This is a genomic window from Streptomyces sp. NPDC054841 (genome assembly GCF_053611045.1).
Genome location: NZ_JBSGZO010000225.1, coordinates 1 through 13,752 on the forward strand (window position 1 = coordinate 1; position 13,752 = coordinate 13,752).

A 13,752-nucleotide genomic window follows, 5' to 3' on the forward strand; every position below is an offset into this window, starting at 1 on the left:
GGTCCTGGTCGCCGGCGGCGGAGGCGGGGCCGGCAACGGCGGCCCCGCCCTGCACGGCGGCCACGGCGGCGGATCCTCCGGCGCACCCGGCGGCCAGGCCGACGGACCCGAGGGCTCCGGAATCGCCGGCGGCGGCGCGACCCGGACCGCCCACGGCACCGGCAGCCCCAATTCCAAGCTGGGCGGCCCCGGTCTGCCCGGCGGCGACACCGACCCCAACACCGGCCTGCCCAACCCCGGCAGCGGCGGTCCCGGCGGCAACGGCGGCCGGGGCGGCAACGGCGGCGGCGGAGGCGGCGGTGGCTGGTTCGGCGGCGGTGGGGGTCCGGTGGCGGCAACCCCGACAACCTGCCGGGTGCCGGCGGCGGAAGCGGCTACGCCACTCCCACCGCAACCGGAGTCAGCCTGATTCCCGGCGTCAACCGGGGCAACGGCCGGGCCGCCGTCTCCTGGCGGTACGACACCAGCCTCACCCTCACCGCGGACGTCACCACCCCGCTGTACGGGCACTCCGCCACCCTCACCGCCGAGGTCCGCTCCCCGGTCGGCGGCACCCCGGCCGGCAGCGTCGTCGTTCTCGACGGCGACACGCCGCTCGGCACCGTGCCGCTGACGGCCGGGCGCGCCGTCCTGCGCACCCCGGTCCTGAGGCCCGGCAGCCACTCGATCACCGCCCGCTACGAGGGTGATCCGCGGCACGCCCCGAGCAGCAGCCCCGAACCGGTCGCGCTCACCGTCGGGTTCAGCCGCCCCTGCCTCACCGGAACCCTCGAGGGCCCGCTGACGGTGGCCGCCGGGGAGTCGGTGTGCCTGGGAGCCGGTGCTCGGCAGACCGGCCCGGTCCGGATCGAACCCGGCGCCGCCCTGGCGGCCTCGGGGGCCGGAATCACCGGGCGCGTCTCCGCGGACGGGGCACTCGCCGTGTCCCTGTGCGGAGTACGGATCACCGGTCCGCTCACGGTGCGCGACAGCACCGGCCCCGTCACCCTCTGCGAAGGCGGTTCGGTCACCGGTCCTGTGACCCTGGAGTCCAATGCCGCCGGCACCACGCTGTCTGGCACCATCGTCACCGGGCCTCTGCGGTGCACGGGCAACACTCCTGGGCCAGAGCTGTTGGGTGTCACCGTGTACGGTCCGCGGTCCGGGCAGTGTCGCTGATCAGGGCGCGGCGGCCGAGGTGAACGGCGGCAGGGGCTGGGGGCCGAGGTCCTCCTGCCCCTGCCGCCGGGGCGGGCGGGCCGCGATTCGGGGTCGCTCAGATCGGGATCGGGTGCTCGAAGGGCCCGGTGGATCCTGCCCGGGCGGCGATCACCTCCCCGCACATGTCCTCGTCCGTCCTCGTCCGGGGCGGTCCTCTTCGAGGTGCGATCAGCATCTGCGTGGCTGAGATTGGTAGTAACCGATCGCCCGCTCGGGGCCCCACCGGCACGTCGGCGTCCGGAGCGGTCAGGAGCGGCCTGGAACAGTGCAGGAGCCGCCGGGAGCAGCCGGGAGCAGTCAGGAGCAGAAGGACGTGACACGCAGATGGAGCTCGCTCCGGTGACCGATGCCGATCCGCCACCGCTCGTCGTGCTCCTCATCGGCGTGTCGGGATCCGGAAAGTCCACCGTGGGACGCATGCTCGCGGACCGCGTCGGCTGGTCGTACCAGGAGGCGGACGACCTCCATCCCCCGGAGAACCGGGCCAAGATGGCGTCCGGCGCGCCCCTGACCGACGCGGACCGGCGGCCGTGGCTCCACGCCGTTGCGGCCCGGCTGGACGAGGACATCGCCGCGCGCCGTCCCGCAGTGGTGACGTGTTCCGCTCTCAAACGGGCCTACCGGGACGAGCTGCTCGTCGGCCGGCCTCGCGTACGCACGGTGTACCTGAAGGGTTCCCGGGAGCTCGTACACTCCCGGCTGGCCGCTCGGCACGGGCACTTCTTCCCCGCCGAACTGCTGGACAGCCAGTTCGGCGACCTCGAGGAGCCCACCCCCGACGAACGCGTGTGGGTGGTGGGCGTGGACCGGCCGGTGGAGGCCATCGTCGCAGCCGTCGTTGCTCAGCTGAGCGAGGTCGCTGCGTTCGCGACCGGCGCGCAGTGGGAGCTGTGCCACCGAGAGCACACCGCAGGCATCGCCGAACTGGGAAGCGCACTCCGGCACTACGAGGTGGGCGGCCGGCTCGTGCTGGACGGCTTCGACGCCGACGCTCCGATCACCGGCGGCCGTGGCCAGCTTCTCGTGCCGTGGCCCAACCGGGTGGGAGGCGGCCGCTACACCTGGAACGGCCAGGAACTGCAACTTCCGCTGAACGAGCCGACGAAGAACAACGCCATCCACGGGCTGCTCCGCTGGTCCGCGTGGAAGCTGCTGGAGCGCGCGGACGACATGGTGCGGACGGGCATCACCCTCTTCCCCCAACCCGGCTACCCCTTCCACCTGGACGTCTGCGCCGAGTACCGACTGGGGCCCGAGGGACTGACCGTCACCGTCACCGCGACGAACATCGGAGAGACCGTGGCACCGTACGGAGCGGGCCAGCACCCCTATCTCACGGTGGGCACCGACCTCGTGGACGAAGCGGTACTCGCCGTGCCCGCCCGGCACTGGCTGCGCACCGACGAGCAGGGGCTGCCGGTGGGCAGCGAACCGGTCGAGGGCACGGCGTACGACTTCCGCAGCCCGCGGCGTATCGGCGAGCAGGCTCTGGACACGGCCTTCGCCGGACTCGACCGGGACTCCTCCGGCCGCGTCGTCGTCCGCCTCGCTCATCCCTCCGGACGCCACGGCATCGACGTGTGGCTCGGCGAAGGCGCCGAATACGTGCAGGTCTACACCGGCGACACGCTTCCCGAGGCCGAACGGCGCCGCAGCGTCGCCGTCGAGGCCATGTCCTGCCCGCCGGACGCCTTCCGCAGCGGCACATCCGTCGCCGCGCTGGCCCCGGGCTCCCGGCATGTACTCCGCTGGGGGCTGACGCCCTGGGGGCCCACGACATGAGCCCGCGGCACCTTGCCGCTCCTCGCGACCGCTTCTTCCCGACCGTGGGCTCCGGCGTCGCCGCCTTCCAGGCCCATGACGAGGAACAGGGCGCTGCCATGGAAACCGGCGGGACTGAACCGGCGGATCGTCCGCCGCACCGGGGCCGCGGCGGGAGCAGGCGCCTGGCTCCTATGTGACGTGACGCGGTCGTGCCGGCGGGAAACCGTTCCGCGGCCTCCGGCGGCCGGACGGCGGGTGGGACATCCGGAGGCCTGTGGGACGATCACACGCATGACGCCCGATCCTCGGTCGACGGCCGGCACCCACATACGACTTCTGGCCGGTCATGCTGCAGCCGGGCACCCGGTGTTCGAAGTGCTGCCGGCCCGGCTGGTGGATTCCGGCCTGTTCGAGTTGGCGGGCAGTCCGGGCCTGGTGCTCGGATGCGCGGCTGGTGATGTGCTGCGGGTCGCCGATGACGGTCAGTTCGAGGTTGTCGAGCAGGGCGAGAACCTGTGCATCCAGACAGCGGGCCAGGGCCACTTCAGCCACGAGTCGTTCGCGGAACTCAGGAAAGCGGTCGAGGATCTGGGGGCCACGGCCGAGGCACCGTCAAATCTGCGCTTCATCGTGGTCACCGTCGGCCGCTCGGTCGGCCTGCCCGCGATCGAGCAGATCATGGACACCTGGGTCGCAGGTATCGATGGGGTCGAGTGGTGGTTCGGCAATGGGGATCGAGCAGACGCTTCTCCCTGAGGAGGTCGGCGGGGGCGGAACGGATGAAGATGCCGGCGATGAGGAGTCCCGCTCCCAACCGCCTGCCCCGCCCTGTGGGTTCGGTCAGTCCCGTCGCGCCACCAGCCGGTACGCGTTGCACAGCCCTAGCCGTTGTACGAACGGGGCGAGCGCGTGGTCCAGGAGTGTCGCCAGGAGGAGGGCCGGGACGCCCGCGAGGAGGACGGACGTGCGCAGGGCGCGGCGGGTGGTCCCGGGGCGGCTGGGGAGCCAGGGGAGGTCGTCGCGGGGGGCGGCGTTGTCGAGGGCCAGCCATGTGGCCGCCAGCAGGTCGACCGGTTCGTGGGCCTGGGCGTGCTGTTCGGCGAGGACCGTGAAGCCGAGCCCGGACAGCGCACCGCGCAGATTGCGGACCGGGACGAGATGCAGATGCTGCGGCTGGAGCCAGGGCAGCCACCAGCGGCCGAGGAGCCGGGCGTAGTGGCTGTCCGGGTCCGGTACCTCGACGATCAGGTGCCCGCCGGGGCGAAGCGTCGTGCGGGCCGCTTCCAGTTCATGCATCGGATCGGTGCTGTGCTCCAGGTAGTGGAACATGCTCACCACGTCGTACGACCCGGTGATCCGTGGCGCCAGTTCGGTGAAACTGCCCCGGTGGCCGCGCTCCACCCGTCCGGCGCGCTCCGCCAGTTCGGCGCCGTCGGACTGGTCGAGCCCGTCGAAGACCACATCAGGGAAGGCCGTACGCGCCACCTCGCAGAAATGCCCGTGCCCCGTGCCGACGTCGAGCCATCGCTTGGCGTCGTCCAGATACGGCACAACGGACTCGGCACGCCGCCGGTAGGACTTGGTGCGCCCGCTGAACATGCCGCCGAGCTGCTGCTCGCCCAGCCCGTCGTAGAAGTCGCGGTAGTAGAAGGCGAGCCCGCGGCCGCTCAGACGGGGGTTCTGGAAGAGGTGCCGGCAGTCGTGGCACCGGTCGATCCGGAATGCCCCCGGCTTGTGCTGGAGCAGGTCCGGGGTGCGCAGACGACCGCCGATCCGGGCCGAGCCGCACCACGGGCAGGTGTGCCGCATCGGCTCGAAGAACGCCTGCGGGCCGTCGGCAAGTTCGGCGGCGTACCCGGGGCGCAGCGCGGCCACCGTCACGTGACGCGGTTGCTGTGGGCGGGGCTTCATGCGTCGTCCTCCTCACGAGCCAGGCGTTCCAGATGGGTCGCGGCCGCGGCAGCTCCGCCCGCCGCGCGGAATCCGGCCCCGATCGCGCGGGCCGCGGCCCGGTAACCCGGTGCGTACAGAACGGCGTCGACGGCCGCGCCGATCCGGGGCGCGGTGGCGCGCCCGAAGCGGACCCGGACGCCCGCGCCCCGGTCTGCCACCTGCGCGGCGATGACCGGCTGGTCGTCGCGGATGGGTGCGACGACCAGGGGGACGCCGTACCACAGCGCCTCGCAGACCGTGTTGTGGCCGGCATGGCAGACGACCGCGTCGGCGTGCTCCAGCAGGGCGAGCTGCGGAACGGTGGGGACGGCCAGAAGATCCATGTCGCTCGTGCCTCTGCCGTGGACGCCGAGGACACCCGTGGGGTCGACGACGACGGCCTGCAGCCGGGCGGCACGAGCCCGCAGCGCCTCGGCGCACTCGGTGAGGAAGCGCCCGCCGGCGTCGGTGTTCGCCGTGCCGAGAGTGACCAGCACCGTCGCCCGCCCGGGGTCGAGCCAGTCCCAGGGGAAGCCGGCGGGGGAGGGGCGGGCGGTGAGCGAGGGGCCGACCCAGCGGATACGGTCACCTCCTCGGGCGGGCCGCCCGGCCAGCTCCTCGGTGGTGAACGCCAGCACCAGATGCGGCGAGAACCGCGGATCGGCGGTGCCGCCCGGATCACCGACCCGGCGTCGCAGATCCCGCAGCAGAGCGTCGTTCCAGGCCGCGACCTTCGGCATGGACGCCAGCACGTCGGTGAATTCGGCGGACGTGGTCGCCGATGTCGCCCACGGCACCCCGAGCCGCTCCGCCACGAGCCCTCCCGCCAGCGCCTGCTGGTCGGCGACCACCACATCGGGGCGGAAGGCGGCCACCGCGTCCCGTACGCCCTCGGCCATCGCCTCGGCGAGCGGTACGAGAAACCGCTCCCACAGGAAGCGCAGCGCTTCGGGGCCCCGGATGTCCGGCGGCCTGATGGCGTCGGCCTCCCGTGCTCCGTAGGTCCTGTGCACCCCGGTGGCGATGTCCGGCCCGTTCGCCCCGGTGGCCACGTCCGCCGCGTCCCCCCAGGAGGCCGGGCACGGGAAGACCCGAGCCCCGTTCCCGGCGAGCCGGCGTACCACCTCGGGCACACCGGCCCACGCCACCCGGTGGCCCCGGGAGACCAGTTCGGCGGCCACTCCGACCAGGGGGTTGATGTGCCCGACGAGCGGTGGGACGACGAACAAGTAGGAGCTCACGGAGCGTTCACCTCCACGGATCTTCCGGATCTCCCCGGTCTCTCCGATCTCGCGGTCTCGGGTCTCTCCGATCTCCCGGATCTCGCGGATGTCCCGGATCTCGCGGTTGTCTCGGATCTCGCGGTTGTCTCGGGTCTCGCGGTTGTCTCAGGTCTCACCGCTCGGGCCGGGACGCCGGTCTCGTGGCGGCTGCGCAGGATCCAGTCGAGAACGATGTCGCGTACCCGGCCCGGCGCCTCCACCAGCACCGAGTGCTCGTGCCCCGGCAGCAGCACGGTCCGGCACCGCGGCAGCAGCGCCCTGAGACGTGGCGCCTGCTCCGCGAGGTCGGAGTCGCCGCCGTAGAGCGCCAGCACGGGACACCGCAGCGAGCGGATCGCGTCATCGGTCAGGACCTCGCAGGCCGGGATGTCACGGGCGATGGCGGTCTCCCGCACCAGCCGGCCCGCCGCCTTCGCCAGCCGCGCCGTGTGCCGGCCGCGGTGGGTGGCGACCCAGTCGAGGGCGTGTGTCTCGTTCGCCGTCATCTCGTGCCGGACGCGGTCCAGCAACCCGGCCAGCTTGTGCGCCCAGGCAGCGGTGGCCGGTTCGGACTCGATCACCGAGATGCTCGCCACCCGGCCGGGTCTGCGGACGGCGTACCCGAAGGCGACCGTCCCGCCGAAGGAGTTTCCGACCAGATGGACGGGCCCGGGGATCTCCAGCCGGTCGAGCAGCGCGTCGAGGTCGCCGACGAAGGCGTCGAGGGTGTAGCCGGAGGCCGGCCGTTCACTACGGCCGTGTCCCCGCTGGTCGTACATCACGACATCGAGCCCTGCCGCGGCGAACGCGGGCGCGATGGTGAAGTAGTAGCTGGCCAGACTGTCGGTCAGCAGCCCGTGCAGCAGGACGGCGGTGGCCGCCGCGGGCCGTCCGTCGCGTGGACCGAGCCGCTGGACGTGCAGCCGGATGCCGCCCGTGTCGACGATTGCCATGATTCAGGCCGGTCCCGCCGACGGGTGCCCGGCCGGCGGTTGCGGGCCGCTTCCCAGGCAGTCGGCCACATGCTCGACCAGTCGGCCGACCGTGAGTTCGATGATCTCCTCGAGCTCCATCGAGGCCACGAACTCGGCGAAGTTGACCGTCCGCCCGTACCGTTCCTCGAGTCGCCCGGCCAGGGTGACCAGATCGATGCTCTCGAACTCCAGGTCCCGGCTGAAGCTGGTCTCCATGCCGACCTTGGTGTCGTCGAGTCCGTAGTCCTCGAGCACCAGCTCGATCATGGCGGTGATATCGCCGAGTATCGCGTCCTGGTCCGCCCGTAACGGGCCCGCCGGCTGAGTGGTGGTCACTTTCCGTCCTCCTCGTCAGATTCGTCTCCCGGCCCCGCGGTCCAAGCCACGACGTACTCGCGCGTCGGCAGTCCGGGGGGATTGGCCACCCGCTCGCAGCGCACCCGGTGGATGCGGACCGGGGTCCCCGAGGCGGTACGCACCTCGACCGTCAGCAGGTCCTGTGCCGCTTCCACCACGGCGAAGTCCTTCGGACGGCCGGCGAATCCGGTGCCTTCGGCCTTGGCCGCGGCTTCCTTGGCCGCCCAGAAACGGGTGAACCACAGTGCCCCCGACTTGCCGGTGGCGCCGCGGCAGGACGCCAGCAGGCCGCGTTCGCCGGGGCCGAGGGCGCTCTCCACGGTGGCGACGGCCGGCTCCGAGATCTCCTCGATGTCGATTCCGGGGCCCGGTCGTCCGCTGCCGTCCGGGCCGGGCGGCCGGGGCCGTACGATCGCCACGGCCGCCTCGGCGCGGTGGGCCAGCGACACCGCGAGCGGCGGCAGGGTCCGGCCGTGCACTCCGGTGACGTACGGGCGGCCGTGTGCGTCGTTGTCCACCCTCAGCTCCGCCGGAAAGACCGGCCCCCCACCCCGTCGCCAGAGCCACTGGCGGACGACGTCCTTCGCCGCGATCCGGCCCAGCAGCCACTGCCGTCGGCCGCGTGGCGCGAGCCGTTCGTACGCGGCACGTTCGGCGCCGCCCAGCATGTTGCGCATGACGAGGTCGCGTGAGGCGAGGTCGGGCCAGCGCTCATGGACCAGCGACCAGCCGCCGGGCCGGGCGGAGGACAGGGCGTTGCGTTCGGGAAACCGCTCGACCGGCCGCGTCTGCGGATCGTTGTCGAAGCGGCGGTCCTGCCAGCCCGTCAGTTGAGCCCACACGCCGCCTCCGGACGTCAGCCAGGCGTCGGCTTCGAGCAGGGTGTCGCTGAGGGACGTGATACGGATCAGACACTCCAGCGGTGTGCCGGGCCGCGGCGGCGGACCGAAGAACCGCATGTGCCGCATCCGTACCGGGAACACCACCGTCCGCTCCGTGCACGTCGCCATGATCCAGTAGCCGAGGACCTGGCCGACGTTGTCCAGCAGTGCGCCCGGCGCGGGCGGTGTCGTGAGGACCGCGCGGACATGGGAGTCGCCGATGCCCGTCAGTGAGGTGACGCCCTGGTACGCCGGTCCGTGGAACATCCAGCGCTCGTCGTACAACTGGGCCGCCGTATGGCGGGGAATCCTCTCCGCCGGGAACGCCTCAGGGGCGGGGGCGCGTGGCGGCGCCGGGTACCGGTCGGCGAGTTCGACGACCGCGCGGGCTTCGGGGCCGAACGAGACGGCGACGCGACCGGGCCCGTCGGGGAGCGCGGTGACCGTGACCTCCACCGGCTCGGCGGCGGTCAGCCACCGGTCGAAGCGCGCGTCGTGCACCGCGACCGCCCGCATGCCGGGCGCGTACCGCTCGGCCTCCTCCATGAGGTGGTGGACGATCGTGGTGGCCGGGACGACGGGCCATCGGTCCGCGACATCGGGCCAGCCCGGCCGCTGCCGGAAGAAGCAGTGGTCCAGCAGGTACGGCATCGTGTCCAGGCCGATCCGGACCGTGGAGCGCCAGGGGGCGGCAGCGGGTCCGCGGGCCGGTGCGGGAGCCGTGTTCCGTGGCGGAGCGGACGGCCGGAGCGCCCTCGGCTGCCGGCGGCGGGGCAGGACCGGCCGGTCCGCCGCGGCGATCAGCTCCGCGGCGGTCGTGGCGGTGTCCCGCATCAGCGCGGTGAGCTCGGCCATGACCGGGAAACGGTCCGGCGGTGCGTCAGGACCCGTCCGGCCCCCGGCGGCGGGTCCGGGGACCGGAGCGGGAGCGGGAGCGGAAGCAGGTACGGGAGGAGTGAGGGAAGGGAGGGAACTGAGGGAAGTGCCGGGACGGAGCGTGGCCGCGGGACGCAACTCGGCGAGGACGCCCGGGTCGAGTGAGATCAGCGCACCGCTCAGATCGAGTCGTACGGGCGGCCGCGCAACGGTGTTCCCAGGGGACCGCGTTCCCATCGCCGTACTCGTACCCGTACCCGTACCCGCACCCGTCCCTGTACCCGCCGTCGGACGGTCGAGCCGGTCGGGAGCCACCGTCGCGCCCTCGGTCCACAACGCCACCGCCACTCTCCGCAGCTGCGCCAGGCCGGAGCGGTGCGGCGAGTTGGCTGCCACCACCAGATGGTCGCGGCCTGCGAGCGTGTCCCCGATCAACGAGCCGAGCTGACCGCTGCCCACCTGCACGAACGCGCGGAAACCGGCCTCGTACAGCGCCCGGGTCAACTGCCGGAAGCGCACCGGCTCCAGCAGGTGGCGGACGAACAGCGCCCGTACTGCGGCCTCCTCGGCGGGGAAGGGCGACGCCGTGGTCCCCGACCAGACCGGCACGGTGGGCGGATGCAACGAGAACCGTTCGGCCGCCGCCTTGAACGGCCCCAGGTGGGGCTCCAGCATCGGCGTGTGGAAGCCCGACCGGAACGGCAGCACCCGGCAGAGCACACCCTGGGCCCGGAAAGCACGCACGAACGCCTCGACCGCGTCCGGTGGCCCGCACACCATCGACTGGTTGGGCGCATTGTCGTGGGAGAGCGTCACCGACCGGTCGGCGGCGGTCTCCAGAGCGGCCAGGACCCGTTCCGCGGACGCCCCCACGGCCGCGAAGGACAGGTCCGGGACGCTCACCGCGTCCGGGTCGAGGGAGACCATGAACTCGTCGACGGCCCGCTCGGCGTACAGCCCGGCCGCCGCCATGGCCGTCCACTCGCCGACACTGTGTCCCGCCACCGCGTCCGGTACGACGCCCATCCGGCGCAGCGCGGTGTCGAGGAGCCTGCCCACGGCCACGACTCCGAGCCCGTGTCTGGCGATGTCACCGACCTCGGCCGGTCCGTCGGCACCGAAGGAGGCCGGCCCGGCCAGTCCGAAGTGCTCCGCGATGTCGTCGACCTGAGGCGCGAAGTCGCCTTCGAGACCGGGAAAGACGAAGGCGACGCGTCCCGGCCGCGCGCCCCCGAGCAGTGGGTCGGGGGAGAACCAGACGTCGTTGCGTCCGCGCCAGGCACCGCCCTTCGCGGTGACCCGGCGGGCGAGCGCGAGCCGCTTGGCGGTCGGGCCGACGAGCCCGAGGCGGCTGCGGCCCACGGGACGCGATTCCGCGCCCGGGCGGGCTGCGGCGCGTACGGCCGAGTCGTCGGCGTCCAGCAGGCCGGCCAGCCGCTCCGGGGTGTCGGCGGAGAGCAGCAGCACCCGTTCCGGCTCGGTCACCGAGGCGGCCGGGGCCGCGGGAGCCCGGGTCGTGCCCGTGGGCGTGGGCGTGGACGTGGGCGTGGACATGAGCGCGGGCGCGGGTGGGGGTGGGGCGTATGCGGTGGCACCCGGCGCCTGTTCGAGGACCACATGGGCATTGATCCCGCCGAAACCGAAGGCGTTCACCGCGGCCCGGCGTACGGGGCGGCCGGGACCGGTCTCCCAGGGCGCCGCCGTCGCGAGCGGGCGGAACCGGGTGCCCGCCAGAGCGGGATGCGGCTCCTCGCAGTGCAGCGTGGGCAACAGCGTCCCGTGGTGCACGGCGAGCGCGGCCTTGACCAGTCCCGCCACTCCGGCGGCGGGCATGGCATGGCCGATCATCGACTTCACCGAGCCGATCACCGGCCGGTCCCCGCCGCGCGGGAGGGTGCCCTCGCCGGGGCCGAACACGTCCCTCAGCGTGGCGAGTTCCGCGGCGTCCCCGGCCGGCGTGGCCGTGCCGTGCGCCTCCAGCAGACCGACCGACCCCCGCTCGGCGGGGTCCAGCCCGGCGGCCCGCCACGCCTGCCGCACGGCACGGATCTGGCCGCCCGGGTCGGGGCTGACCAATCCGGCCGCGCGTCCGTCGCTGCTCACCGCCGTGCCCCGGATCACGGCGTAGACCCGGTCGTCGTCCCGTTCGGCGTCGGCAAGCCGCTTCAGGACCACGACACCGGTGCCCTCGCCGATCAGGATGCCGTCGGCCCCCCGGTGGAACGGACGACTGCGCTGACTGGGGGAGAGGGCGCGGAGCTGGGAGAACACGCTCCACAGCGTGATGTCGTGGCAGTGGTGCACGCCCCCGGCCAGCATCAGGTCGCAGCGGCCGGACGCGAGTTCACCGACGGCCTGGTCCACGGCGACCAGCGAGGACGCGCACGCGGCGTCCACGGTGTACGCGGGCCCGCGCAGATCGAGCCGGTTGGCCACCCGGGAGGCGGCGAGATTGGGGACGAGACCGATCGCCGACTCCGGCAGATCGGGCCCGAGCCGCTCCGTGAACGCCTGGCGTACCCGGGCGAGTTGCGCCGGACCCAGCTCGGGCATCAGCTCCCCGAGCGTGTGCACCAGCTGGCTCGCCGTGCGTACCCGCTGGTCCAGCCGGACCAGCCCGGGAGTCAGATAGCCGCCCCGGCCCAGCACCACACCGATCCGCTCACGGTCGGGCAGCCGGTGCTCGCCGCCCGCGTCGGCGAGTGCGGACGCCGCCACATGCAGAGCGATCAACTGGTCCGGTTCGGTTCCCGGCACCGAGCTGGGCATGATGCCGAACCGCGTCACCTCCACGTCCGCCAGCGCGTCCACGAAGCCGCCGCGGCGGCAGTAGACGCGGTCAGGCGCGGGCGGCCCGGTCACCGGTCCGGGGTCGTAGTACGCGGAGTCCCAGCGCGTCTCGGGTACGTCGCTGATCGCGTCGACACCGTCCACGAGGTTGCGCCAGTACGCGGCCAGGTCCGGTGCGCCGGGCAGCAGCACGGCCATGCCGACGATGGCGACCGGTGCGGACCGCTGCTCCCGGCCGCTGTCGGCGGCCGTACTCCCGCGCGTCATCTCACCACCCCGACGCGGTGTGGACGACGGCACCGGCCGAAGCGTCTCCCCAGGCCAGCTCCCGGAGCAGGGCGAGCGGGCCCTCCTCCGGGTCGATCAGCGTGATCCCGCGGCGCGCGTACTCGCGGGCGAGCTCGGGACCGATCATTCCGGAGTGGACGCCGGCAGGCGCCCAGGGGCCCCAGTGGACGGTGAGCGTCCGGCGTCCGGTGCGCAGCCCCCAGCGTTCGCCGAGGGTTTCCAGGGCGTCGTTGGCGGCGGCGTAGTCGGCCTGTCCACGGTTGCCGAGCACGGCCGAGACGCTGCCGAACAGCACCACGAACGAGGGGCCGTCGGGCAGTTCCTCCAGCGCGGCCAGCACGGATTCGGCACCGGAGACCTTGGTGCCGTACACGCGCCGGAAGGACTCCGCGGACTTCTCCTCGATCAGCCGGTCCTCGATGACACCAGCCGCGTGGACCACACCGTCCAGCCGGCCGTGCTCGGCGTGGATCTCCTTGACCGCCTGAAGCACCGCGGCGGGCTCGCGGCAGTCGGCACTGCGGTAGCACACGCGGCTGCCGGCGGCTTCGAGCGCGGCCATGGTGGCGGCGATCTCGCGCTGGGAGAGGATCAGTTCGGCGGCCCGGTCGATCTCGGCGGGGGAGCCGTACGGTCCGCGGGACGCGAGCAGCGTACGCAGGGCCGCCTTGTCCCCGGCCGCCGCGGTTGCCGGGTCCTCGGGCCCGCTGGGGGCGGGAGTTCTGCCCAGCAGTTCGATGCGGCAGCGGGAAGCCGTGGCGAGGGCGACGGCGAACGTCGCTGTGATGCCACGGGCGCCGCCGACCAGCAGCACGACCGAGTCCCGGTCGAGGCCGACGGCTGCTGCCTCCGCGGCTCCGTCACCGGCGGGGCCGGCCCCGGTGGTGCCCAGCGGGCCGAGCGGTACCTCGGTCAGTTCCTGACCGGACCGCCCGCCTGCGCTGCGCAGGACGACCGGCACGTCGCCGGGCGTGATCAGTTCCGCGAGCAGCGCGTCGGCGACCAGGGCCGGGGTGCGGAGCCCTGCGGCCCCGTCCGTGTCCAGGTCGACCACAGCGGCCGCGATCTCCGGGTGCTCGCGGGCGATCGTGCGGAAGAGCCCGGGCAGCCCGGCCGTCCGCACGTCCGCCCGGCCGCCCTCGGCGTACCGGACGGCCAGCAGCCGCCCGGGGCGGGACCGCAGCGCGGCCTGGACGACCGGGAAGGCGGCGGGCAGCACCGGCGGTCCGGCCGTCGCCAGGGGGCCGAGGAGCAGTACGCCGTCCAGCGGTCCGTCCTCCGCCGTGAGCAGGTGCTCCGGGCCGAAGAAGACGGCGGTGGCGCCGTGCGTGCCGAGCCTTGCCGCGAGCGCCTCGGCCGTACCGGCCAGTTCGCCGTCGCCGTCGCCGAGCAGCGCGAATCGTCGCCCGGCGAGGGCTTCGGCAAGGG

The 13,752-nt window shown here is 73.5% G+C and carries 8 protein-coding genes and 2 pseudogenes; 4 read left to right on the forward strand and 6 right to left on the reverse strand.

Features of this window, described 5'->3' with window-relative positions; all coding sequences use genetic code 11:
• From ACWGI8_RS26220 to ACWGI8_RS26235, 4 genes and pseudogenes are all read left to right on the forward strand, one after another.
• Positions 1-409, forward strand: a pseudogene (locus ACWGI8_RS26220) (hypothetical protein); the annotation flags it as partial.
• Complete coding sequence (locus ACWGI8_RS26225; protein ID WP_453664502.1) at positions 409-1,158, forward strand: Ig-like domain-containing protein; 750 nt, start codon at positions 409-411, stop codon at positions 1,156-1,158. The pseudogene ACWGI8_RS26220 and the gene ACWGI8_RS26225, both read left to right, overlap by 1 nt.
• A gap of 366 nt (positions 1,159-1,524) precedes the next feature.
• A complete protein-coding gene (locus ACWGI8_RS26230) occupies positions 1,525-2,982 on the forward strand; it encodes a gluconokinase, GntK/IdnK-type (RefSeq protein ID WP_453664490.1) in 1,458 nt (485 codons plus the stop codon).
• Between the two features lie 348 nt (positions 2,983-3,330).
• The gene (locus ACWGI8_RS26235) at positions 3,331-3,720 is read left to right on the forward strand and encodes a DUF4265 domain-containing protein (protein WP_453664492.1); all 390 of its coding nucleotides are present in this window, start codon (positions 3,331-3,333) and stop codon (positions 3,718-3,720) included.
• A gap of 84 nt (positions 3,721-3,804) precedes the next feature.
• Here the strand turns inward: ACWGI8_RS26235 and ACWGI8_RS26240 are convergent, their stop codons facing one another.
• The 6 genes and pseudogenes from ACWGI8_RS26240 to ACWGI8_RS26265 form a co-directional block, all read right to left on the reverse strand.
• Positions 3,805-4,875 (reverse strand): class I SAM-dependent methyltransferase, encoded by a 1,071-nt coding sequence (locus ACWGI8_RS26240; RefSeq protein WP_453664494.1) that lies wholly within the window; start codon positions 4,873-4,875, stop codon positions 3,805-3,807.
• Positions 4,872-6,137, reverse strand: coding sequence for a glycosyltransferase (locus ACWGI8_RS26245; RefSeq protein WP_453664495.1), 1,266 nt, complete (start codon positions 6,135-6,137; stop codon positions 4,872-4,874). The genes ACWGI8_RS26240 and ACWGI8_RS26245 overlap by 4 nt, the downstream gene beginning before the upstream one ends.
• A gap of 185 nt (positions 6,138-6,322) precedes the next feature.
• A pseudogene (locus tag ACWGI8_RS26250) lies at positions 6,323-7,111 on the reverse strand (alpha/beta fold hydrolase); the annotation flags it as partial.
• 3 nt (positions 7,112-7,114) lie between these two features.
• Positions 7,115-7,468, reverse strand: coding sequence for an acyl carrier protein (locus tag ACWGI8_RS26255; RefSeq protein ID WP_453664497.1), 354 nt, complete (start codon positions 7,466-7,468; stop codon positions 7,115-7,117).
• Complete coding sequence (locus ACWGI8_RS26260; protein ID WP_453664498.1) at positions 7,465-12,303, reverse strand: beta-ketoacyl synthase N-terminal-like domain-containing protein; 4,839 nt, start codon at positions 12,301-12,303, stop codon at positions 7,465-7,467. The genes ACWGI8_RS26255 and ACWGI8_RS26260 overlap by 4 nt, the downstream gene beginning before the upstream one ends.
• Before the next feature lies 1 nt (position 12,304).
• Positions 12,305-13,752 (reverse strand): SDR family NAD(P)-dependent oxidoreductase (locus ACWGI8_RS26265; protein ID WP_453664500.1); only part of this gene is annotated, 1,448 nt, incomplete at its 5' end.

Coding starts and splice junctions, on each gene's coding strand:
- ACWGI8_RS26230 (WP_453664490.1), top strand. CDS start 1,525: ATGGAGCTCGCTCCGGTGACCGATGCCGATCCGCCACCGCTCGTCGTG.
- ACWGI8_RS26240 (WP_453664494.1), bottom strand. CDS start 4,875: ATGAAGCCCCGCCCACAGCAACCGCGTCACGTGACGGTGGCCGCGCTG.
- ACWGI8_RS26260 (WP_453664498.1), bottom strand. CDS start 12,303: ATGACGCGCGGGAGTACGGCCGCCGACAGCGGCCGGGAGCAGCGGTCC.